A 23,383-nucleotide genomic window follows, 5' to 3' on the forward strand; every position below is an offset into this window, starting at 1 on the left:
GCTGATTACTAATGTACAGACGCGGTTAATCGGGTCTCTAACTACTAACCACCAACCACCAATAAACAACAACCAACTACTAACTCTCAAACCAAGTAATTACTGCTACTCATATAGATGTGTTTAATGCCATCTAATTTAAATTTATTGAGAGTAAAACGTGATTTAACTCAGTAATTATACTTAAGTTATATAATACTTTAGTTAGAAGATAAGATATAATGCCAAAAAAATAGTCATTTGGCTTAAAAAGGCTATTTTTCAAGCATTTAATTGTTTAATAAAGTCTTTATTATTAGTGTCTGGATTAGCGTTAATATAGTGTTTTTAGAAAGTCAATGTAATATTTTTTCCTTTTTTGGATAAAAATATAGCTAATAGGCGGTTAATAACCGCGAAGAAAATGCCTTTAGTATAAGATGGGTCTCTACCGTGATAATACTTAAATACTTGCTCTTAAGACAACAAGTGCTGATTGATGTCGCTGAAAGCGTGCGTATATTGTTGTCCAAATTCAACAGGATTAGTTTTTATCATCTGTTGCGATCACTGGACAATGAGCAAAAGTTCGTAGCAAGTGCTTTAGCGCTTCATTTCAGGCTAGAAGACTTGATTGAGACAATAAATCTTTTGCAAAAGTGGCTGTTGTCAGAGTTGGGTAAAGGGGAAAAGTTAAAGATTGAAGGGTTTTTATTTTCCTTTACCCCAACTTCTGCAAGAAGTTTAGTGTGTGAAAGTGGTGATTTGCAAGAGCGGGGTAGTGGAAGAGTGCAAAGGTAATGCACCTCTCCCAAACACTGCTGTTCAAAGCCTGGGGAACTTTAAGATCGCCCATCCATATCGAAAAACAGTCAGAATAGATCAATCCCCAAGCTGTTTAAGCATTAATATGAGAACGCAAGGGCAAACGATCAAAATTATTGATTATCGCCAAGAGAATGCAGCAGATGCGTTTGTGCCGAAACCCGCTGTTCTCTCTAGTTCCGGCTGGGACGGTATCCATCTTGAACTTCATCAACAGCCAAAGTTTGACATAGCTGAACATCAACACACAATGCACGTTGTTGTTCAAGGGTTCGCCACTTCATCACTTTCTGACTCATCAGGAGAACGATGGTTGGATGGAAAGATGATAACAGAAACGCGCAATCACGGAGATATTGCGATCATCCCTGCGGGTATTTCCCATCGCTGTAATTGGCATACCTCAGTCCAGTTTATGATTTTGGCAATTGAGCCTGCACTCCTCAAACAAGTCGGTCAAGATTTGGTTGATGGCGATCGCATTGAACTTATCCCCCATTTTATGACTCGGCAAGATATTTTGCTCCAAGGTATTTTCTGTGCCTTACGAGAAGAATTAGAGTCTGGCAAAATCGGGGGTTATTTGCTGATTGATAGTCTGAAAACGACATTAGCCATTCACCTATTACGGAACTACTGCACCACCCAACCTAAGCTTTCTAGCTATGCGGATGGATTATCCGCTCTCAAGCTGCAACAGGTGAGGGAGTATATTCATGAACATCTGCATGAGGACGTCAGGCTAAGTAAGATTGCAGCGATCGCCCAGATGAGCCAATATCACTTTTTGCGTCTGTTCAAACAAAGTATGGGTGTAACGCCCCACCAATACATTTTGCAATGTCGGATCGATCAAGCCAAATATTTGTTGCAACACAGCAAACTCAGCATTGCAGACATTGCTGTCAGGGTAGGTTTTTGCGATCAAAGTCACTTGACTCGATATTTCAAGCGCATCGTTGGCGTTACACCCAAACAACTCTTGCAAACGCGATCGCAATAATTTACTAAAATCCTGCAACTTTTTTCTAGAGTTATGTGTACCAATTTTTCTACAGTGGGATGGAACTGCGCTCAGCCGAAACTAAAGATGATACAAAAAACAAATATCGAAATTAACACAACAAAAGTCAAAATACCCAACAACGACTTAGAAATCGATGCTTACTTAGCTCAACCAGCACATCAGGGAACCTTTGGGGCTATTATAGTTTTTCATGAAATTTTTGGAGTTAACAGTCACATTCGAGAAGTCACCGAACTCATAGCTAAACAAGGTTATGTAGCGATCGCACCCGCGTTGTATCAACGTATTGCTCCTGGTTTTGAGGTTGAGTATAGCCAACAAGATGTTGGCTATAGCCCAGAAGGCTATCGCCTTGGTTTGCAATACTATCAACAAGTAAAGTATCAAGAAATTTTCAGCGACATCCAAGCAGCGATCGCTTACCTCAAAACCTTACCCAATGTCAAAGATAATGGAATAGGGGCCATTGGTTTCTGTTTTGGCGGTCATGTTGCTTACATGGCTGCAACTTTACCGGATATCAAAGCCACAGCTTCGTTCTACGGTGCTGGGATTACCACTTCTAGTTATGGTGAACAAACTCCAACCATTAATCGCACCTCTGAAATTCAAGGTACTATTTATGTATTTTTTGCTACAAAAGACAATTTTATTTCCCAGGAGGAAAACGAGCAAATAGAGGCAGAATTAAAGAAGCAAAAAATCAAGCATCGTGTATTTCGATACGATGCAGGACACGGTTTTTTTCACGGTTTATTCGTAAAGCAGCACCCATTCATCGCCCAGCACCCAAGTTACAACCCCGAGGCTGCACCAGATGCTTGGCAAAATGTTCTAGAACTCTTTCAAAATAATTTGTAAAACTAAAAAATCAAAATTCTCCTCCTTTAGGAGGAGCAATATCATCCGAAATCCAAAATTACACTGGAGGATGTATTAAGGGTAAAAAAGAAGGCAAACACTTTCTTTGAGTTATGAAAAGATTTGGTCACAAATAATGAAGACCGTAGGAAAAATATTGCGGAAATGGCAAAAAAAAGCTATTTCTGAGCAAAATAAAAGGCCAATAGCAGATTATATTGCCAATGAATACCAAAATTGGCGTAATAACTTTTTATGGCAGAGATTAGGTTTATTGTTATGGCTGGCGTTAATTTGCATTTTAACGTTTACATTACGAGACGTTTATAACTTTTTCTTTCCTCTTAAAGAATTTCAAAACTTACCAGAGGTACTGAGAACTCAAGCGCTAGTCATGGATATTGCTATGCTGCTGAATCTGGTTTTGTGCATGGCTTTGCGTCAAACAAAATTTGGTCGTCAGCATCCAGGAATACTATTTTTGGGGTCATCTTGGTCAATAAATCTCATACCCCAAATTTTTGCAACTCTTAAAGGTTTTGCACTACCTGACACCTTGGCTTGGTCGCTTTTGTTCCTCAGTCAAGCGACATTTATTCCAGTATGCTGGAAACTGCATCTGATATCTCAACTAGGATTATTTATTTACTATTTTGGTCTGAATACATTACTGGGGCTAAAATTACCATTGCCAGAACACCCAGAATTATATAATGTCACCTTTATTTTATATTTGTTCTGGTTCTGTGCTATTTGTAACCTCGGAGTTTATCTGTATGATTGCCTGCAACGCTCTGAATTTTTTGGTCGTAAAGAACTTGAATTTGCCTATGAGAAACTGAGAGTTACAGAAGCTAAATATCGCAGTATATTTGAAAACGCTGTTGAAGGTATCTTTCAAAGTACTCCCGATGGACGTTATATTACTGCTAACCCTGCGTTAGCACGTATTTATGGATACTCATCACCGACAGAGGTAACAACGAATTTCACTGATATAGAAAATCAACTTTATGTTGGCCCCCAGCGACGTGCAGAATTTGTGCGCTTAATTGAAGAATACGGAAAAGTGTCTGAGTTTGAGTCACAAATTTATCGCCAAGATGGCAGCATCGTCTGGATTTCGGAAAAAGCATATGCAGTTCGTGACGAAAGCGGTAAGCTACTCTACTACGAAGGATTAATTGAGGATATCACCAAGCGCAAGCAAGCTGAGGCGGCTTTACAAGAACAGCTAGATTTTTTACAAGTTTTAATTGACACTATTCCTACACCAGTTTTTTATAAAAATGCTGAAGGTTTTTATCTAGGCTGTAACAAAGCTTTTGAAGAAGCCTTGGGATTTACAAAAGAGCAAATAGTAGGGAAATCAGAGTATGATATATCACCGAAAGAATTAGCTGACAAATATCAGCAAGCAGATACAACTCTATTTGAACAACAGGGTATTCAGAGTTACGAAGATTCGGTGGTATATAAAGATGGCAAAAAACACGATGTAATTTTTTACAAAGCAACTTTTTCTAAAGCAGACGGATCTCTTGGCGGTTTAGTGGGAGTAATTTTAGATATTAGCGATCGCAAACGTACAGAAGAAGCACTCAGAGTCTTTGTCCATGCGGTTTCTCACGACTTACGTAACCCAGTTCTGGGAACACTCATGGTGTTAAATAATTTACTTTCACAGGGACAAGGGGGACAAGAGGGACAAGGAAGTAATCTTTCTTCGCCATCTCCCCCTACTCCCCACACTCCCCCTACCTCCTCACCTCCCCTAATCCCCACTCCCTGTCGGTCGTGGGGGCCCCGAGTTTCCCACCTTGCCACCTCCATCCCCGTTCCCCGCTCAATTTTAGAACGGATGCAAAAAAGCAGTGAGCGACAACTAAATTTAATTAACTCACTCATGGAAGCTCATATGAGCGAAGTGCAAGGTATTGTTTTGCAACGTCAACCAGTAAAATTGCACAAAATTGTCGAAGATGCAATCGCTGATCTCCAACCAATGTTGACAGAGAATCAAATCAATTTGACCAATCTAGTTAAAGATGACCTACCCTTAGTAAGTGGCGATCCCACGCAACTATGGCGAGTATTTTCTAACTTAATTGTGAATGCAGTCAAACATAATCCTCCAGGATTGGATATTACCATCAATGCGATCGCCCAAGGTGAGCAAATTTATTGTACAATTGCCGATAATGGTGTGGGTTTGAGTCAAAAACAGTCCGAAAGGTTATTTGATTTATACTTTCGGGGTAGCAATAATCGCAATTCTGTGAGTTTAGGATTAGGATTATATCTTTCTAAGCGCATAATCAACGCTCACGGCGGCGAAATTGGTGTAGATAGCACACCAGATAAAGGCGCAACCTTTTGGTTTACGTTACCTGTTAGCCATGAGCCAAGATTCTAGCAGAAAAAATGCTGTCATACAGGTTGTGCCGCGATCGCCAATTCTGTGGAGTCACAACGTCATTTCAGATATTTTACGTGTTGAAAAACATCATCAACCTGCAAATGGGACATCTCAGTGTTGTCTGCCTCATTACTTACTTAGCATTCATCTTGGCCAACCTATTCAGCTAGAAAGCAATTAAAAGATCCTACTCATCAACCTCATCAATTACCGCTTAAGCCATCAAGCTATCTTTCCTGCTCAAATTGAAGACGCGAAAGCTGCTGTGCGCTGGTTGCGTGCCCATGCTAAACAATATCAACTCAATCCACAGCGAATTGGTGCTTGGGGTTTTTCTGCTGGTGGACATCTAGCGGCGTTACTAGGGACAAGCGATAATATATTGACACTAGAGGGTAAAGGCGGATACTCCGAATATCCCAGCCACGTTCAGGCGGTGGTGACAATGGGTGGACCAACTGATTTGCTCCAAATGGGTGGATGGCATGATGCACCAGATTCACCAGAAGCAAGACTGGTAGGTGGTTCTATCCACGAAAAACAGGAGGTGGTAAATCAAGCTAATCCTATAACTTACATCAAGCCTACGCCACCGCCCTTTTTGATTATCCACGGTGAATGCGATGAGTTAGTTCCAATTGGACAAGCGGAACTTTTGTACCAAGCGCTCAAAGCAGTAGGTGGGAATGTAACATTTGTACGTGTCAGGGAAGGCAATCATGGGTTTTGCTTAGCGAACCAGCCATACCCAAATGAGCAGGTTTTTCAAATGGAAATTGAACAGCTTGTACTTGCCTTCTTTCAAAAGCACTTGCAGAATTTACCAGGATTTATTGACTCTCCCGGAATAATCTTGAAAAATGCATCGCAAATGTCGTTTCGAAGGAATTGAATTTCTAACAAGAGGGATAAATCAAGGCAAGCGCAAGGTGTGTAGTTGAAAGGTTATCGATTGGCATTTAACATCAAATCAAACTGCACAAGCCGACAGTATTTGGAGGAGTGATTATGGTACAGATTGATCGAACTAACACAGCTATCGTTGGATTAGACCTGTATACCGTTGCAGAACGTCATCAATCAGCTTTGATAGAGGCGATTGTTCAGGAACAGATTAAATCTTGGGTTGCCAATCCTTTTTTTCTGTCAGCTAGTGTGCATCTGAGTTTAGATGGGGTACGTGTTTTTACTTATAGCCAGTGGAATCTTAAGTTTGATCATCGCAGCTTGTCTCGTCCTGTTGTATTAAGTGAATTTTTTCCACCAGACTCTCTGCTGTTGGAAGTTGTTGTCAGCAGACCATCTACGACAGAAGTTGAAATTGCAGTAGGCGATCGCATTACCCATCTTGCTGAGTTTAGAATGATACCTGCCAACCAGCCGGAAATGGTAAAACGCGCTACTGCTGAAATTGATCGAGCGATGGAGTCACCAGGACTAATTTCAGCAACCTTTCATCGTAGTCTTGACGGAACACGAATGTTTAATTATGGTCAGTGGGAAAATAAAGAAGCATTTGAGGCAATCCTCAAGCAACCTGGGTTCAACCCGGATAAGCCTTACTGGGAAGGTTTAGCTCGAAATGAGTTCCATCTTTACAATGTTGTTCACGTTAAAGTGAAAGCTGCATAACAAGTCATTGTGGGTGATCAGGCTACCTACTGCTGCTCGAAATGCAGCTACAGCACCGCACTTATGTCCTGTGTAGCACAGATAAGATTGCTGACATAAGCGAGTGCGATCACGACCCTTAGCAATTGACTTCAATTTGTATCGACATCATCAGAAGTTTTACAATACTCCCAGACAAATTTTAAACAACTGGTGTATTTTTTGTAATGACAAGCTCTACAGATATTGCTACCTTAGCCCGCCTGATGGCAGCAGACTTTAGCAATCAAGAACAAGCTTTTGAAAACCCACCTTTTTATGCCCACATCCGTGTGTGTATGCGTCCCCTTCCCTTGGAATTGCTATCGGGAGTAAGTTTTTTTGTGGAGCAAGCTTATGACTACATGCTCAATGATCCCTATCGGATGCGGGTATTGAAGTTACTAACGACAGACAAGCACATCATTATCGAAAACTACACTGTTAAAGAAGAACAAAGATTCTACGGTGCATCTCGTAATATCGAACTTCTGAAAACATTAACTGCTGATGATTTGGAAAAATTACCAGGCTGCAACATGATTGTAGAGTGGACTGGTAATGGCTTTAAAGGTAAGGTAGAGCCAGGAAAAGCGTGTATCGTCTTTCGTAAAGGCTATAAAACCTACCTGGATAGTGAGTTTGAGATTAACGAAGAAAAATTTATTAGCCTGGATCGGGGACGTGATCCAGAAACTGATGAACATATCTGGGGATCTGTTGCAGGGCCATTTCATTTTGTTCGTTGGCAGAATTTTGCAGATGAAGTGAAAGTGTAAAGTACCCACCACCAACCGCCAAGCGGTATGGTGGGAATTTCCTTTCTCAAAGGCAAATGCCACGTTAGGTAGTGGTTATTGAGCGAGAGCAGAAATATTATCATCGCGATCGTACTAAATTTAGATATTTCTACTCACCCTACTCCAACACCAGAAACTCATTGCCAAAATTTGTAGTTTTGGGGGGTGCAATTCTACATCAAACTTTGGTATGATAAAAATCTGTGAATACGGCGGCATAGCCAAGTGGTAAGGCAGAGGTCTGCAAAACCTCCATTCCCCGGTTCAAATCCGGGTGCCGCCTTTGAAAAATACAAGTATTTCAGGGCTTTCAAGTCCTTTTTGTTGGACGTTAAAGGGCTTGTTTTCTAAGCCTTCAGAGATTTTTGGGGTTATTTTGGGTAGTTTGGGTAAAGAACTGGGGTAAAACTGGGGTAAAGTCGAAAGGATAAAGGTCTTTACCCCAGTTAAATACTCTTATGGAATCTCAAAAATCCCAAAGTATTGCTCGTAAAGGTTCAGTGCAGATCAAGAACTCCAACGGCAGTCTTCAATTAGTTTTTTCTCATTTTCGGCATAAAACCATTTTAGCTTTTATTCATGGGAAAATAATGTCAAATCCTCCCTCCCTGTTACTCTCCATTAACCCGAAAAAACTGGTTGATTTTGTCCTCTAAATTAATTCAGTGAAGAAGGATTTGTTCAGTTATGTGTGTGTACCAAATGACTCATAAAAACTTACTTTCTTGCTTAGTAGTAGTTTCTCTAGTGTTTATCAGTGCCTGTTCTAATCAGACTTCTGATCAAAATTCGACCAATAATAACAGCAGCACTACCAAAAAAAAGTAATTCGGATTGCAATTGGAACCCAAGATCAAACTATTAACACAGTAACGGGAGGTGCAGTCATTCGGGAGGAGAAACTTTTAGAAAAGTACTTACCCAAGACTGGAAAGTATGAAAATGTAGAATACAAAATCGAGTGGACAAGCTATACATCAGGTCCCCCCATCACCAATAAAATGCTGGCAAATCAAATTGATATTGGTATGATGGGTGATTTTCCATTGACCATTAATGTGACAACTTTTCAACAGAAGGGAAATGGTGTAAAAAGTATTTACATTGCCAGCCTTGCTTATAGTCCAAATGGAGCGGGGAACGCTGTAATGGTTCCTAAAAATAGCTCTATTAATAGTTTAACTCAGTTGAAAGGCAAGCAAGTTTCTGTGCCTTTTGGTTCAGCAGCTCATGGAATGTTGTTGAGAGCTTTCAGAAATGTAGGGATCAATCCGGATAAAGATGTAACTCTGATTAGCCAAAGTCCAGAGGTAGGAGGAAGCAGTTTGAAAACAGGTCAAATTGATGCCCATGCTAACTTTGTTCCTTTTGGCGAACTATTTCCTTTCCGGGGTTTTGCTCGAAAGATTTTTGATGGAGCAGAGACAGGAATTCCAACTTTTCATGGGGTGTTAGTCCGCTCAGATTTTGCTAAAGAAAATCCGGAAGTTGTTGTCGCTTATCTCAAAGCATTGTTAGAAGCAAACAAGATGTTCCGTGAGCAGCCAGAAGCAATGGCAACGAATATTGAAAAATGGTGTGGGGTTGAGCGTGAAGTGATGTACATGTTTTTTGGCCCTTCTGGATTACAACAAATTAATCCAACAATTCGTCAAGTTAACTTTGATGCTTTAAAAAATAGCGTTGTCACCTTGAAGCAATTGGGTCGGTTAGATGCTAGTGTCAATCCTGAAGATGTGACAAAGTGGGCGGATGACAGCTATTTGCGGCAAGCTATGAAAGAAATAGGTCTCAATTATGATGAGGTTGCAAATGCAAAAGACTTTGTGATTTCTGGTGAAGATGCCCAAACTAAAGAACCGATAAAAGATCCGAAAATGGCTGCCCAACTTTGGCTCAAAGGTAACGATAAAGTGATGAATTTTGCTTCCATCAAAAATATGATGACAATGTTACAAAAGCTGAAGGCTGAAGGTAAACAAAACCAAGGGGTAGTCTTCGTTCACGATCGCAACAATGGCTGGAAACTGCTTGCCGAAAATTCCTTCTATGTTCAAAATGGCAATGAAATTTCTGCATTCTTAACTCAGAAAGATGCTCAAGACTTTGCTCAAAAATCAGGTGTCAAAGTTGTTGACTTTCAGGGACTACAGCAATTTTATGCTCAAACTCAGTAACAGTCGAGGTCATAAAAATTAAAGATAGCTTTGAAGATTGTTACAAAACAGCTGCGAGATTTATGAGAAGCTAGGTTGGGGACACCTAACTATCTAGAGGTATTCAATGTCTGGCCCGTTTTCTGAGCGTTCTTCACTCAAAACCAAAGTGTTTGGAGGCTTCAGCGCCACAATCGCCCACTCATTGAATGTGTTACACCGCCGTGAGCGATCGCCTTTGGTGTTCCTTTTTAGTTCCAAGGGATTCCGGCGGGTTCTTTCCCTGGTGTTATTTTTTAGTATTTGGCAATTTCTCTGCACCATCAAGTTCAACTTCTTTGTTAACTTTGCACTTATACCGTCACCTCTAGAAGTTCTGGGAGCAACTATCGAGTTTTTTTCCAGCAACCCGATGCTGCACATTTGGTCAAGCACAGTTCGAGTACTATCTGGTTTTGCGATTGCAGCTTTGGTTGGCATTAGCCTGGGTATCTTCATAGGCTGGTTCCAGCAGATAGAAGACTTGATATTTCCACCCCTGGAGCTATTGAGACCGATTCCAGCCGTAGCTTGGATTCCTCTGGCGATTCTGATGTTTCCCTCTTCAGAATCAGGAATGATTTATATCACCTTCATCGGTGCGTTCTTCCCAATTCTCATTAGCACTATGCGAGGTGTCGAGAATACAGATTTATTACTGCTGCGGGTGGGCCAGTGCTTGGGAGCAAAGCAGTGGCATCTGTTCAAAGATATTGTCGTGCCAGGAGCAATGCCCAGTATTGCTAGTGGTCTAGTGATTGGTATGGGTAACGCCTGGTTCTGCTTGGTAACGGCTGAAATTTTAGCAGGTCGTTATGGTATAGGTTATCTGACTTGGGAGTCCTATGTAACATCGAACTATCCCCCGATTGTGATGGGAATGTTACTGATTGGTTTAATGGGTGCTTCTAGCACCTATGCGGTTGATCGACTGACTCGGTTGCTAATGCCGTGGCGAGTAACGAAAAAGCAGAGTCTATAAATTCAGTTAACAGTTAACTATCAACCAACAATCTTTGCTGTACGTCCAGGAGATTTACCACAAATGGCAACGCTGGCGGATAAAAATTCGGTGCGATCGCTCAAAGGATTTGTCGAGATTGAGAATTTGTCTGTCTGTTTTAAACGAAAGGGTCATACCGTACAGGTTTTAGATTCTATCAATCTTCAAATCCATCCTGGTGAATTTGCTTGTTTGTTAGGACCATCAGGCTGTGGAAAATCAACGATTTTGAATGCGATCGCTGGATTTATTAAACCAACTAGCGGCTGTATTTTTGTTGACAAAAAACAAGTCACTACTCCCGGTGCTGACCGGGGTTTTGTTTTCCAGCAGTATTCTTTATTGCCTTGGAAAACAACATTTGAGAATGTCGAGTTTGGGCTGAAAATTCAGGGAGTACCAAAATCAAAACGACAGGAATTGGTGAATGATTTCTTGAATCAAGTGGGTCTGTATAAGCACCGTCATTCTTACCCTCATCAGCTTTCAGGAGGAATGCAGCAACGTGCAAGTATTATCAGAGCTTTGGTAAACTCCCCTTCAGTATTATTGATGGATGAACCGTTTGCAGCCTTGGACGCCCAAACACGTCAGATGATGCGGGAGCTATTGTTAACGATTTGGAGTCATCTCAAACCAACGGTGATTTTTGTTACTCACGATATAGAAGAAGCCGTTTTTCTTAGTGACAGGATCTTTGTCATGGGTTTTCATCCAGGTAATATCAAAGCGAACATTGATGTATCTCTGGAACGTCCTCGCCATACAGATTGTCTATTGTCCCCTGAATTTGTCAAACTAAATCGACAAATTTTTGAGTTAATTCGGGAAGAAACACTCAAAAGTATGGAGTTAAATTAATCACTTAGGTAAGCAGTATTTATACAGTGTAATTACAACGACTAGAGAGGAGTTTGGCAGTGGATATTCAAATCAACACACAACGGATACAAACGGATGTTCTGGTCATTGGGGGGGGTACGGCTGGAACAATGGCGGGGATCAAGGCGAAGCAAGCGAATCCCGATGGTGATGTGCTGATTTTAGAAAAGGCAAACATTCGTCGGAGTGGTGCGATCGCAATGGGTATGGATGGTGTCAACACAGCCGTTATCCCCGGCAATTCCACCCCAGAGCAGTATGTTCGCGAAGTGACCATTGCTAATGATGGTATCCTGAACCAAAAAGCAGTCTATCAAACTGGCAAGCTTGGCTTTGAGGTCATCCAAGAACTGGAAAGCTGGGGAGTTAAGTTTCAAAAAGATACTCAAGGAAATTACGATTTAAAACAAGTGCATCGGGTGGGAAAATATGTCTTACCGATGCCAGAAGGCAAGGATCTCAAGACGATTTTAACTCGTCAGGTGAAACGACATCGAGTTAGAGTCACCAATCGTGTTATGGCAACTCGCGTGCTTGTACAGAATGGGCGTGCGATCGGGGCTGTTGGATTTGACGTGCGATCAGGGGATTTTGTCGTCATTCAAGCAAAGGCAGTGATTCTCTGTACCGGAGCCTGTGGACGTTTGGGGCTACCTCTATCTGGCTACCTCTACGGTACTTATGAAAATCCCACAAATGCAGGGGATGGCTACTCAATGGCATATCACGCTGGAGCAGAACTAACAAATATTGAGTGCTTTCAGATCAATCCATTGATCAAAGACTATAACGGACCCGCCTGTGCTTATGTTGCTGGTCCCTTTGGTGCTTACACCGCCAATGCTGAAGGTTATCGCTTCATCCGGTGTGATTATTGGAGCGGTCAAATGATGCTGGAGATTTGGAAGGAACTTAACTCTGGTAAAGGACCGATCCAACTCAAAATGACCCACCTTGATGAAGATACGATCGCAGAGATTGAATCTATTCTTTGGTCAAACGAGCGCCCTAGTCGTGGGCGATTCCATGAAGGGCGAGGAGAAAATTACCGCACTCATGGCGTAGAAATGCACATTTCAGAGATTGGTTTGTGCAGTGGTCACAGCGCATCTGGCGTTTGGGTAAATGAGAAAGCCGAAACGACAATACCAGGATTGTATGCAGCAGGGGATATGGCAAGTGTTCCCCATAATTACATGATTGGGGCATTTGTATTTGGACGATTAGCAGGTATCCATGCTGTAGACTATATTCAAGAATTGGAGCATATCGAGCCTGATTTAGACTTTTTAAAAGCAGAGAAAGCACGGATTTATGCTCCGCTCACTCGCCCGAATGGTATCCCCCATACGCAAGTGGAGTATAAATTGCGCCGACTGGTTAACGATTATCTACAACCACCGAAGGTGGGTCACAAGATGGAAATTGGGTTAAACTACTTTACCCGCTACAACGAAACTTTGGACATGATGGGTGCGCGTGATCCCCACGAACTCATGCGGTGTATGGAAGTTCACTTTATTCGGGATTGCGCAGAAATGGCAGCACGGTCATCGCTTTATCGGCGGGAAAGTCGTTGGGGATTATACCACTACCGATTAGATTACCCAGAGAAAAACAATGAGGAATGGTTCTGTCACGTTCACTTGAAAAAGCATGAGTCGGGAGAAATGATTCTCTTTAAGCGCCAGGTTGAGCCATACGTGGTAGAAGTGGATTTAGAGAAAGAAGTCTATGATGTTGCGGTTCGTTAGAGATAAGTGCTTTTTTAACGCAGAGGAGCGCGGAGGTTTTCGCAGAGGAACGCAGAGTTTTTGTGAATTTGTGTAATGTTGTAGTAGGTTATCAAAGCAAGGGGTATAAAATTTTATGGCTTTAGCAATCCAAAGAGTGGATGTTCCTGTGATTGTCGATGAGTCGAAGTGTCTGGAAAAATGTACAGCTTGCATTGAGGTTTGTCCGTTAGATGTGCTGGTGAAGAATCCAGAAACAGGCAAGGCATATATGAAGTACGATGAGTGCTGGTTCTGTTTGCCGTGTGAGAAGGAGTGTCCCACCAACGCTATTACTGTGCAAATTCCATTTTTGTTACGGTAATTAATTAGAGAAGATGTAAATAAAAAACATGTTTGCTGATACGGATTCTGAACTGAAGCAATGGTTAGATATGCTGGGATCGCCTGAGGTAAGCGATCGCTTGGTTGCGGTGAAAACCCTGCAACATTTGGGTGATGAGGCAGCGCTACAGCCGTTGATGACGGCACTACAGGATGAGAGTTTGGCGGTGCAAAAGTTAGCAGTAACAGCACTTTGGGAGTTGGCAAACGAAAATGCTGTTCCAGCTTTATTGAGGTGCTTAGAATCACCTGATGCAGAGATTCGCCAAGAGGCGCTGTCAGCTTTGGGGGAGTTAGTTACACCGGATCATCTGCTGTTGCTTTTGGATGTTCTGCAAAAGGACAATTTCCATGTCCAGATCAGTGTGCTGACTCTGCTAAGAAAAATTCATGATGCTCAGTCTCTACCTTATGTGTTACCCTTCTTTGAGGCGGAACAGGCAGCTTTACGAGAAGCAGCTGTCACCACACTCCGATACCTCAACCAAGTAGAGCGGTGTCAGCCAGTTCTGGCGCTGATGACAGACTCGGATGCAACGGTACGCCGTGCTGCTGCTCTCACTCTAGGGCATTTGGCAGACGAACAGGTGGTTAGTTTGCTATGTCAAGCTTTGACATCGGATGCTGATTGGCAGGTGCGCCGTAATGCAGCCCAATCTCTTGCCCTTCATGCATCGAGTGATGCATTGCCAGTCCTTGCGACTGCTCTGGAGGATGAACATTGGCAAGTCCGCAAATTTGCTATTCAAGTAATACAAAAAACGCCGGATGAGCGGTTTTTACCTAGATTAGTGAAAGCGTTGACTGATGAATCTTCGGATGTCCGTCGAGATGCTGCGATCGCACTTGGTATTCTTAAGAAACCAGCTGCGCTCAATGCGCTCCAGCAAGCGTTAGACGATCCGGATCGAGACGTTTGTATTTACGCACAACGAGCTATTCAAAGTATTCAAGAATCGCAAGGGGGAGCTACTCATGCCTAGCGATGATTCTCCTTTTGAGCAAGTTAGAATCTCACAGGCAATTGCCTACAAAGAGGAGATGAAGATTTGAACGAACATCCTCTTGGAAAGCTTTGAGCCTCGCTACCGCTTTCGGAGCTTACGCTAACGGAGGAAACCTCCGCACCCTGCCTTAAGCCGCAAAGCGTCTACAAACTTTCCGCCGATCACACCGTGCAAGGTGATGCAAACAGATGGATTATGGGTGGCTACTAAATTAATCCCCGATCCTTGTTCCCCGATCCCCGATCCCTATTTTCAAGACATTGTACACAAGTCATCTTCTTTTGTAAGCAGCGTCTGCAAGAATATTATTTACTGCCGTGATAAACTCTTGTTCCAGATAGGGTTTGGTGAAGTAAGCTGTGGCACCTAATTGCATTGCTAATTGGTAATGTTTCTCATTGCCACGAGATGTAAGCATCACAACTGGAATCTGTGAAAGTTGAGGATTTCGACGACGGTAGCTGAGAAACTCAAAGCCATTCATTCGAGGCATTTCGATGTCACAAATCACAAGTTGCACTGAAGAATTTTGTTGTAATTTCTCGATCGCTTCTTGTCCATTTTGTGCATGTAGGACTCGAAAACCAGATCTTTTTAGGGAAAGAGCTAAGCTTCGGCGCAGAGTAACTGCATCATCAACAACTAGAACTACTGGTGCTGAAATCTGTTTGCTGGTAGGTAAGGAGGGACGAAATGATGCACTTTCAGTTTCACCAGTGATTTGCAAACTAGATGTATCGCTAATTGCATCCCGGTTTTGGGTTTGAACAAAACTCAAGAGGCTATTAGCATCAATCACAGGAATTAGACTGCCATCGCCCAGGATGGTACAGCCGTAAGTATAGCTAGGAGGCGTGATTATAGTACCAAACGGTTTAATGACTAACTCTTGCTCGGTTAGCAATTGAGCAACCTGCAAAGCAACGATCTGCTGCTCGTGTCTGAGGAGCAGTACTGGCAATTCCCAAGATTCAGATGCAAAAATAGAAGTCCATAGCCGATTAGGAGGGGTTTCTGGTAGTGGGCAGCTATAGTCTAAAAGGTCAGCCAGTTGATAAAGTGGAATAATTTTTTCTTCCCAAAGGAGAAAACGTTGGGTTCCAGATTGTCTGATTTGTGCGGCTTCAGGTGCTAAGATTTCAACTACATTGTCCGTGCGTAGGGCAATACTGGTCGAGCCACTGCTACAAATCATTAATCTTGCCATTGTTAAAGTCAACGGCAGATATAGCGTAAAGCTTGTTCCCTGTTTAGGAACAGATTTAACGGTAATTCTTCCTTTGATTGATTGTAATTGCGATCGCACGACATCCAGACCAATGCCTCGCCCTGAGAGCTGATTCACCTGAGAGACTGTGGAGAATCCTGGCTCAAAAATGAACTCGTAAAGCTCAGTTGCACAGGCAACCGCGAGTTGTTGTATTGACAAGTAGCCTAGTTCTAAGGCTCGACTCCGAATCCGTTCTAAATTTAGTCCCTGACCATCATCCTTCACTTCAATAATTGTTTGATTGCCTTTATGATAGGCACAAATTTCAATCTGTCCCTGTTCTGGTTTAGAGTGCTGCCGTCTGACCTCTGGTGGTTCAATACCATGATCGAAGGCATTGCGAAGCAAATGTAATAGTGGATCGTAAAGTTTTTCTAGGATTGCTTTTTCCACCAATACATCTGCACCAGTAAGCTTTAAAATCACAGGCTTGCGATAAGTTGTAGATAGATCCCGCAATACACGAGGAAAACTATTCAAAATTTCGCCCAAGGGTAACATGCGTGCCTGGAGTAGGTCATCCCGTAGGTTTGTCAGCATATGTCGCTGTTGAACCAGGATTTGCTCTGATTGCTTAGCAAACAGATCCATGTCGTCAGTAACTTCTTCTAGCTGCACCATCTCCTCAAGAATCTCTTGGACATGGGAGTGCAAAGCTCCGTACCTATCTATCTCTAGGGAATCAAAATCAGGGGTAGTAATACGATCCCCACTCGTAGCAGTGTCTTTTTCGCTAATCTGTGAGAGGTTGCTTTGTTGTAGAACTTCATTGGGAGGAAAGTTACTTCGCTGTTTTCCTTGAGGGCGATCGCCTTCTGGCGTCATAAGTGTTTGATCACAGATTTGCCGCAACTGGTTCATTTGCCTCTGCAACCGAGCAAAGCGCTGCCGCAGGTTTCGTAACGCTGCCAAAAGCTGCTCATTTTGGAGAAAAAGCCCTTCACGGCTAATGACCAGTTCACCCACGAGGTTGTTCATGCTTTCTAAGCGCTCTGAGTCTACCCGAACTGTTAGACTTGGATTAGTCGGCAATTCAGTCTGATGAACGTAAAACGGGGGAATTGTCTGGTATCGCTCGGTCGATTGACTCACTTGTAAGGCGCTACCGATCTCGGATTGAACGGCTTTGGGAGAGAGGTCTATCTGATGTTGAGGAATGAGGTGTGATTGGTTCTGAGGCTTCAGAAACTCCTGCTTTTGGAATGCCACAATTTCTGCACTACCTGAGTCAGGTTCATTTTCTTCAACTTGAGCAACGCCTGGAATTTCGACTGCCGTTGTCGGTTCAGTATCTTCAGTTTGAAGGTGCAATAAATCGTTACTTATAGAGACTGAAGTTTCTAAACTAGCGGTTGGGTTAGTGTCCTCAAGCTGAGGCATGATTATAATGTCGGCGATCGCTGCCTCTATTTCTGTGAGGGACTCTGCCACAGTCAACTTTTCGGAGGTTAATGGAGTAGTTGTTGTGGAATTTGCCAATGCTACTAAGGTCGCCGAAGCACCGGTTTGTTGTGTGCGATCGCCTGACAGCACTGCATTTCGATATCGCTCAAAATCAACTAATGCCAATAGTGTAATTTCCAGGGCTCGATGGGGGTGAGTATTGAGAGCTTGGAGAGCCGTGTTGGCAATTGCCCCAAATTCTGGCAGGTTCAGGAGTTCGGCAAATCCAGCAAAGACTTCTGCTTGTGCCCGTAATTCTCCTGCGACTTGATACTGATGAGGAGCGGCCAAAACCTTCGCCAGCCGTTCTAACCCTTGAGCAACATCCACAGTAAAAATGTCAGTCACCAGATTGATACCTAAATCGGGTGAACTCGGAATATATCGATCAGTGTTGAATGGCGCGTCTCCACAACGTGCTTCCAGTTGGCTAAAGATTGGTTCAGCGATCACTAATGCTGCTTCTGGGTCAAAACGCCCTGTTTTGATTTGCTCCATTAAGGGTAAACGGAGACAGTCGTAAGCTTGTAATAGGTAAGTTTCTAGCTCTGTATCAATTTCTAATGTTTCGTCATAGAAAGCTTTGAGAATGTTTTCTAAACGATGGGCTAGTGTTGCGATCACATTTAATCCAACGCTAGCGGCTCCTCCTTTGAGGGTGTGAGCAGTACGCATTAAGTCGTGGACTTTGGCAATACTCCGCTCTTGGTTGAGCGACAATAGTCCAACTTCGAGTACTTGCAGTAACTCAGATGCCTCTTCTACGAAGAATTGGTAGGCTTGGTCACGGATTTCGGGGGGGATTGCCATAGTGGTCTGTCAACAGGGATCGGGAATTGGCAAAAGTGTGAAGGGTAGGGAAGGTGGAGAAGACAGGGAGGACAAGGGAGTGTGGGGAGTAAGTAGTTTAAAGAATAAGCAACTACTAACCACTAACTACTAACCAATGACAAATGACAATTGACCATTTACTACTTGACTTTAAATTGCCCAATACTCTCCTGCAACAATTGTGCTACTTGGCGCAATTGTTCAAACGACGATAAGACTTGATTGGCTTGTATTGAAGTTTGATTGGCGATTAAGGCAACATCCTGCATCGTTTGGGTGACAACTTCGGAGGTTTGGGATTGAGAAATCGTTGCCTGAGAGATCGTGGTAACGCGTTGGCTAATTTCAGAACTGACTGCTGTAATTTTATTCAAGCTTTGGCGAGTGTCGTCTATGAGCTTGGTTCCCATCACAACCTGTTCTGTTCCCGATTCCATCGCTGTAATCACTTCCCTCGTTTCTGACTGAATGCTGAGAACCAACTGTCTAATTTCTTCTGTCGCTTCTGCGGATTGTCGTGCCAAAGTCCGTATCTCCTCTGCAATCATTGAAAAACCTCTTCCTTCTGAGCCAGCACGGGATGCCTCTACCGAAGCATTGATTGCCAGAATATTGGTTCGAGCAGCAAAAGCACTAATTAGCTCAACGGCTTTAGAAATTCTTTGTGAAGACTCTCCCAGATATTTCATCTTCTTAGCAGCCTCTGCAACCGTTGTCCGGATAGCCTGCATTCCATCTACCGTTTGGTTCATGACAGCATCTCCTTCTGCCACAGTCTGATCTGCGAGTTTCACAGCCTCTTCTGCCTGTGCTGCATTGGCAGCAACTTCTCGGGCAGCGTTCGCCATTGCTGTTACCAGTTCTAAGGCGGCGGTCACTTCCTGTGCTTGCCGTAGTGCCTCTGCTGACAAAGATTGCACTGAGAGATCATTTGTGTTTGTTGTGACAACCACTTGATTGGTTGCTTTTTGCACCTGAAGTACTATTTTCCGTAAACTAGCCACAGTAGCATTGTAAACGTCTGCAATTGTGCCAATTTCATCATCTGTTACCTTCGCCCGCACCATCAAATCCCCTCGACTGATCGGGTCTACTTCCGTAAGCAGTTCTATTGCCCGCTTTTGCAGCCTTTCTTTGAGCTGACGCTGTTCTTCTGCTAGGCGGATTGTTCGCTCTAACAATTCGACTCGGTTGATCGAAAGCCCAAGCTCATTGCTTAGGCGTTTGAGGAAATTTATCTCGAACTCGTGCCAATGGCGAGGACCTGAGCAGTTGTGAGCAATCAATAACCCGAAAATTTCATCACCACTGAGAATGGGGATTATTAAACTTGCTTTGACTTGTAACTGCTCTAGTAACTTGAGATGTTCGAGATGAAACCCTGCTTGGGAGATGTCATTTTCGACTAGAACTCTCCCTTGATGGTAGGCGTCACGGACTACTTGGGGAATGCATGAATCATTGACGTTAAGTTCAACAGCACTTGACCAATTGACTGCAACAGATTCTGAGATAATGCCTCCGTTTGAGCCAGCATCAAAGCGATAAATCAGCAGCCGATCAAGTTGCAGGAGATTCCGGGTTCCCTCAAGGGTCTGATCAAAAATATTTTGCAGATCCGGTGCCCGTAATGCTCCAGACCCTTGTGCTGTCATCAGTAACCGCTCTTGTGCTGCTTCCAACGCTTGTGCTCCTGAAGTCTCCTGCAACTGTTGTGCCATCTGGTTGATGTTGCTGGCCAATGAAGCAATTTCATCTGTTCCCTGAAAATGCAGGCGAGTTCCCAACGCTCCTTGACCAATTTTTTCAACTGCGGTTGCTGCTACTAGAATTGGACGAATTGCTCGGTTTGCCACAATCGCTGCGATCGCAGCTACTAATAAAGCGGTGATACTAGTTCCAATTGACAGTGTGAACAAGAATTGTCGTTGTGCAGCGAAAGCAGTATCTGTATCGATAGAAACAATCGCTCGCCAATTAAGATTTGGCAACCCTCGAAGTTTCACAGAAGGACTATAGGTGAGCAGTTGCTCAGTCTTAGTTTTTGAATTGTAAGAGATGGTAGTGCTGACCTCATTGGCTGCCTGAAGGCGATCAAATAAAGGATAAATCTCTTGAGGAACAATTTTCTTGTATTCCTCTCGGCGCTCCGTCGTGCCTGTATTTGAAGGGTCAAATGTGATCACTCTTGTGCCTTCAATAGAGCCTTCAGGACCTAGAAAAATCTCATTATAAGCATTAATAAGGTAATACTGTGTCCCTTGAGTCCCATAATTTCGCAGTACTTCATCTAGGAATTCCATCGGCACACGCGCCCGGATGAAACCAATGGGTCGGTCTGTGGTTTTGTCTTTAATAATGGAAGCTGCATAAAGACAAAAAACCTTTGAGCTTTCCGAAATCCTTGGTTGACTGATGCTTGCTCCGTTGTTTTTTAATGCTGCTTGAATATAATCTTGGTTAAGCTGGTTCCCAAGAGGAGGCCCTGCTGTTTGAGCAACTACATTTCCCTGTAAATCAAAAATTGCAATACTGTCATAGATGCCATAGCTATTCATGAGGCGTGTAAGAGCTGCTACCTTCTCTTTGGCTGTTGTCTGCGATCGCAATTGAGAATCAGTAAAAACATCTAGACTTGCCATTGCCTGAATGTCACTAAAGCGTTGACGCATAAACAGGTTTGCTTTCTGTTGTAAGTCAATCACCTTCGCTTTACCAAAAGCTTCCACTTGCTGGGTAATTGACTTATTGGCAAAGTAATAGGCAGTTCCCCCAATCGCTAAGACTGGAATTGTACTCATCGCGATCGCAAGGTAGGTGGTTTTTTTTCTCACATTAATGTCTTGCCACCAGCGAACCAGGTTGCCTCGCAGAGGGATTTTTAAGTTCTCGCTGTTCGGCTCGGGTCGCTTCAAGAGGGGCAGTTTAGAAGATTTACGTTTTCGATGAAGTGGTAGAGCATCAGCGGAAGTTATATAGATCAAATCACTGCTCTGTCGAGTAGGTTTAGAAGCTTGGTGTTTATCAGGATCGGAATTGAATGGCTGTTGAACCATGATTACACATTGTTAATTAGTGGGAAAAAATTAAATTTGTTAGTAGGAAATAGAGAACACGCAACAGGGAACAAGAAAACAATGTGTGTAATTAATTCTGTTTGAGTACTTATTTACTACTTGGGCATGGCTCTCAGAATGGCAGAACCATCTAAAACTGCTAACATCACATCATTCGATTTCCACCAGTATCCGCGCAAAATTTGTTTTAACTTCGGATTTAGCGTGAAGTTTGGAGGGCATTGAATAGCTTGCCAGTCACACCATTCAATATCTTCGACTCGATCAACTACTAGCCCCAGCGTCTGATTTTTGGATTGAGTCTGTGTGGATGGATCATCTGCTACTTGTAACACGACCGCCTCATACACTGAAGAACTAGTGATCTGTTCGTACCAGGGAGCAAGCCCGCACAAGTGTCCAAGGTCGACCATCCAAAGAACTTCACCCCGCCAGTTATAAACTCCCATTACCCAAGGCGGCATGTGAGGAATCGGCACAATTGTGCCCATTGGAATCGTCAGCGCCTCCGCTACTTGTTGAATGGGTAACAAAGCTGTCATGTCTTGCACAAGATGTAGCCGCAAAAATTGATCACTTTGGGCTGACACTGATACTAGTGCATTTTCTTGCCCATTTTCAGGAGATGGGCTAGAGTTTTCCAGGAATGAAGAGTTAGTCATTGAAGTTGCTTCAGGAATCACTACTTTTGATGAACTGTTTAATTGTGCGTACCAGTTCTTCTTGATCGATAGGTTTCGTCAAGTAAGCAGATGCTCCCTGCTTCATGCCCCAGAATTTATCCATTTCGCCTCCCTTAGTGGAACACAGGACAATTGGAATATTATTTGTATCGGCGTTCCCTTTGAGTTCACGACAAACCTCAAATCCACTACAGCCAGGTAGAACAACATCCAAGAGGATGACATCCGGTTTCTGCCGACTAATAGTGGCAATGGCTTCTTCTCCTGTTTGGGCAATTATGACGCTGATCCCTCCTTTCTGAAGACAGCCAATTAATATTTGCATATCCGTTAATGAATCCTCAACAATTAGCACGGTTCCCATAGCTTTACACAGAACAAATAAGGTGAATTGCTTAATAGTCAAGTCATTAGCACTAGAGAAGTTGTATGCTGCTCTAAATGCTCTTGGATCATGTTGAGTACAGTATTAGCATCTAAGACTTACTGAAAAAATCTGAGGCTCCAACATAATTAAAGTGGTGACAGTATTGCAAGCAGTATTGCCTGTCAAAATGAGGATTAGAACATTATGAAAACAAGCAATGACTTGTTGAAATTTGAGCAACAGAGCTTTAAGCTGACATGCACTCAAAGGTACGATGACCCAAATAAAGTAGTTCTTTTACAAACTGAAGTTGTTCAACACGAAAATTTCAACCCGCTACTATAAGCCGCAAGCCTTGGTGGGTATGTTGACTGCTTTAGGTATTACCAAGTCTAGGAAGACTAAATTTGGCTTTCGTGTTAGTAGTACCCCAATAGCACCCCAATTAACCACAGGCGTCATCCACACCTATGAATTAATACTCAGTAGTAATGAGTAATGTTTCCATCATGCGGAAGACTGACAACCTTTATATGATCATGCGTCAAGTATCTTTTGATAATAGGAAGTTTTCATACTTAACTAAATCTTTAGATTAACTTTATATAAAAATAAAAAATTTATTCAGATCATTCAGGTCTTCTATGAGAGCGATTTTTTTCGGGGGAGATGGACTAGCAATGCCGTAAGATGACCCAATGAGCGATTCTGAGCAACTTGTTATCTAGGGCTTGCTGAAAACCAAAATGTGGATATCCATATCCAATTCACAGCTTGTTCGCCTAGCGGCTGAGGCACTTCCATATAATAAAATGTTCCGCCCCAAGGGCGGAACGCTCATCAATCTTTGGACGTTTGCCAAAAGATATTTGATAATGATTGCAACACATTCTTGGATAAAGACGCGATTCATCGCGTCTCTACAAGATGGTCTATCTGTCGCCTGA

General features: G+C 42.9%; 18 protein-coding genes, 1 tRNA gene and 1 pseudogene. 15 read left to right on the forward strand and 5 right to left on the reverse strand.

Going from position 1 to position 23,383, the window contains the following annotated elements:
* Positions 1–889: 889 nt before the first annotated feature.
* The 14 genes from UYI_RS0122065 (at position 890) to UYI_RS0122125 (ending at position 14,741) form a co-directional block, all read left to right on the forward strand.
* Positions 890–1,807, forward strand: a complete 918-nt coding sequence (locus tag UYI_RS0122065; RefSeq protein WP_026086105.1) for an AraC family transcriptional regulator — start codon at positions 890–892, stop codon at positions 1,805–1,807.
* A gap of 87 nt (positions 1,808–1,894) precedes the next feature.
* On the forward strand, positions 1,895–2,692 hold the full coding sequence (locus tag UYI_RS0122070; protein ID WP_016868853.1) for a dienelactone hydrolase family protein: 798 nt from the start codon (positions 1,895–1,897) through the stop codon (positions 2,690–2,692).
* 136 nt (positions 2,693–2,828) lie between these two features.
* Complete coding sequence (locus tag UYI_RS0122075) at positions 2,829–5,108, forward strand: sensor histidine kinase (protein ID WP_016868854.1); 2,280 nt, start codon at positions 2,829–2,831, stop codon at positions 5,106–5,108.
* Positions 5,092–5,292, forward strand: a complete 201-nt coding sequence (locus tag UYI_RS35910; protein ID WP_180977201.1) for a hypothetical protein — start codon at positions 5,092–5,094, stop codon at positions 5,290–5,292. Before UYI_RS0122075 ends, UYI_RS35910 begins: the two co-directional genes overlap by 17 nt.
* Positions 5,293–5,313: 21 nt before the next feature.
* A complete protein-coding gene (locus UYI_RS33145; protein WP_258003514.1) occupies positions 5,314–6,003 on the forward strand; it encodes an alpha/beta hydrolase in 690 nt (229 codons plus the stop codon).
* A gap of 116 nt (positions 6,004–6,119) precedes the next feature.
* Entirely contained in the window at positions 6,120–6,743 is a 624-nt protein-coding gene (locus tag UYI_RS0122085) for an antibiotic biosynthesis monooxygenase family protein (RefSeq protein WP_016868856.1), read from the forward strand.
* Between the two features lie 206 nt (positions 6,744–6,949).
* Positions 6,950–7,540 carry a chromophore lyase CpcT/CpeT gene (locus tag UYI_RS0122090; RefSeq protein ID WP_016868857.1) on the forward strand — a complete coding sequence of 197 codons (591 nt, stop codon included), beginning with the start codon at positions 6,950–6,952 and terminating at the stop codon, positions 7,538–7,540.
* Positions 7,541–7,772: 232 nt separating this feature from the next.
* A tRNA-Cys gene (locus tag UYI_RS0122095) sits at positions 7,773–7,844 on the forward strand.
* A gap of 706 nt (positions 7,845–8,550) precedes the next feature.
* Positions 8,551–9,738, forward strand: coding sequence for an ABC transporter substrate-binding protein (locus UYI_RS33150; RefSeq protein WP_235147992.1), 1,188 nt, complete (start codon positions 8,551–8,553; stop codon positions 9,736–9,738).
* Between the two features lie 106 nt (positions 9,739–9,844).
* Positions 9,845–10,738 carry an ABC transporter permease gene (locus tag UYI_RS0122105; RefSeq protein ID WP_016868859.1) on the forward strand — a complete coding sequence of 298 codons (894 nt, stop codon included), beginning with the start codon at positions 9,845–9,847 and terminating at the stop codon, positions 10,736–10,738.
* A gap of 63 nt (positions 10,739–10,801) precedes the next feature.
* Complete coding sequence (locus tag UYI_RS0122110) at positions 10,802–11,620, forward strand: ABC transporter ATP-binding protein (protein WP_016868860.1); 819 nt, start codon at positions 10,802–10,804, stop codon at positions 11,618–11,620.
* Between the two features lie 59 nt (positions 11,621–11,679).
* The gene (locus tag UYI_RS0122115; protein ID WP_016868861.1) at positions 11,680–13,395 is read left to right on the forward strand and encodes a fumarate reductase/succinate dehydrogenase flavoprotein subunit; all 1,716 of its coding nucleotides are present in this window, start codon (positions 11,680–11,682) and stop codon (positions 13,393–13,395) included.
* Positions 13,396–13,510: 115 nt separating this feature from the next.
* Positions 13,511–13,738, forward strand: coding sequence for a 4Fe-4S dicluster domain-containing protein (locus UYI_RS0122120; RefSeq protein WP_016868862.1), 228 nt, complete (start codon positions 13,511–13,513; stop codon positions 13,736–13,738).
* A gap of 28 nt (positions 13,739–13,766) precedes the next feature.
* Positions 13,767–14,741, forward strand: a complete 975-nt coding sequence (locus tag UYI_RS0122125) for a HEAT repeat domain-containing protein (RefSeq protein WP_016868863.1) — start codon at positions 13,767–13,769, stop codon at positions 14,739–14,741.
* A 295-nt stretch (positions 14,742–15,036) separates the two neighbouring features.
* Here the strand turns inward: UYI_RS0122125 and UYI_RS0122130 are convergent, their stop codons facing one another.
* The 4 genes from UYI_RS0122130 to UYI_RS0122145 all read right to left on the reverse strand — a co-directional run bounded on the left by UYI_RS0122130 (position 15,037) and on the right by UYI_RS0122145 (position 22,433).
* Positions 15,037–18,288, reverse strand: a complete 3,252-nt coding sequence (locus UYI_RS0122130) for a hybrid sensor histidine kinase/response regulator (protein WP_016868864.1) — start codon at positions 18,286–18,288, stop codon at positions 15,037–15,039.
* A gap of 161 nt (positions 18,289–18,449) precedes the next feature.
* Positions 18,450–21,365 (reverse strand): methyl-accepting chemotaxis protein, encoded by a 2,916-nt coding sequence (locus tag UYI_RS0122135; RefSeq protein ID WP_016868865.1) that lies wholly within the window; start codon positions 21,363–21,365, stop codon positions 18,450–18,452.
* Positions 21,366–21,481: 116 nt separating this feature from the next.
* Entirely contained in the window at positions 21,482–22,048 is a 567-nt protein-coding gene (locus UYI_RS0122140; RefSeq protein ID WP_026086109.1) for a chemotaxis protein CheW, read from the reverse strand.
* A 10-nt stretch (positions 22,049–22,058) separates the two neighbouring features.
* A complete protein-coding gene (locus tag UYI_RS0122145) occupies positions 22,059–22,433 on the reverse strand; it encodes a response regulator transcription factor (protein ID WP_016868867.1) in 375 nt (124 codons plus the stop codon).
* A gap of 313 nt (positions 22,434–22,746) precedes the next feature.
* On the opposite strand from UYI_RS0122145, the gene UYI_RS37085 reads away from it, so the two are divergent.
* Positions 22,747–22,935 (forward strand): hypothetical protein, encoded by a 189-nt coding sequence (locus UYI_RS37085; protein WP_146007571.1) that lies wholly within the window; start codon positions 22,747–22,749, stop codon positions 22,933–22,935.
* Between the two features lie 225 nt (positions 22,936–23,160).
* Here UYI_RS37085 and UYI_RS39130 read toward each other — a convergent pair.
* Positions 23,161–23,383 (reverse strand): annotated as a pseudogene (locus UYI_RS39130) (hypothetical protein); the annotation flags it as partial.

This window comes from Fischerella muscicola PCC 7414 (genome assembly GCF_000317205.1).
Taxonomy (GTDB): domain Bacteria; phylum Cyanobacteriota; class Cyanobacteriia; order Cyanobacteriales; family Nostocaceae; genus Fischerella; species Fischerella muscicola.

Coding starts and splice junctions, on each gene's coding strand:
- UYI_RS35910 (WP_180977201.1), top strand. CDS start 5,092: ATGAGCCAAGATTCTAGCAGAAAAAATGCTGTCATACAGGTTGTGCCG.
- UYI_RS0122075 (WP_016868854.1), top strand. CDS start 2,829: ATGAAGACCGTAGGAAAAATATTGCGGAAATGGCAAAAAAAAGCTATT.
- UYI_RS0122110 (WP_016868860.1), top strand. CDS start 10,802: ATGGCAACGCTGGCGGATAAAAATTCGGTGCGATCGCTCAAAGGATTT.
- UYI_RS0122125 (WP_016868863.1), top strand. CDS start 13,767: ATGTTTGCTGATACGGATTCTGAACTGAAGCAATGGTTAGATATGCTG.
- UYI_RS0122065 (WP_026086105.1), top strand. CDS start 890: ATGAGAACGCAAGGGCAAACGATCAAAATTATTGATTATCGCCAAGAG.
- UYI_RS0122105 (WP_016868859.1), top strand. CDS start 9,845: ATGTCTGGCCCGTTTTCTGAGCGTTCTTCACTCAAAACCAAAGTGTTT.
- UYI_RS0122140 (WP_026086109.1), bottom strand. CDS start 22,048: ATGACTAACTCTTCATTCCTGGAAAACTCTAGCCCATCTCCTGAAAAT.
- UYI_RS0122070 (WP_016868853.1), top strand. CDS start 1,895: ATGATACAAAAAACAAATATCGAAATTAACACAACAAAAGTCAAAATA.
- UYI_RS0122090 (WP_016868857.1), top strand. CDS start 6,950: ATGACAAGCTCTACAGATATTGCTACCTTAGCCCGCCTGATGGCAGCA.
- UYI_RS0122120 (WP_016868862.1), top strand. CDS start 13,511: ATGGCTTTAGCAATCCAAAGAGTGGATGTTCCTGTGATTGTCGATGAG.
- UYI_RS0122135 (WP_016868865.1), bottom strand. CDS start 21,365: ATGGTTCAACAGCCATTCAATTCCGATCCTGATAAACACCAAGCTTCT.
- UYI_RS0122085 (WP_016868856.1), top strand. CDS start 6,120: ATGGTACAGATTGATCGAACTAACACAGCTATCGTTGGATTAGACCTG.
- UYI_RS0122130 (WP_016868864.1), bottom strand. CDS start 18,288: ATGGCAATCCCCCCCGAAATCCGTGACCAAGCCTACCAATTCTTCGTA.
- UYI_RS0122145 (WP_016868867.1), bottom strand. CDS start 22,433: ATGGGAACCGTGCTAATTGTTGAGGATTCATTAACGGATATGCAAATA.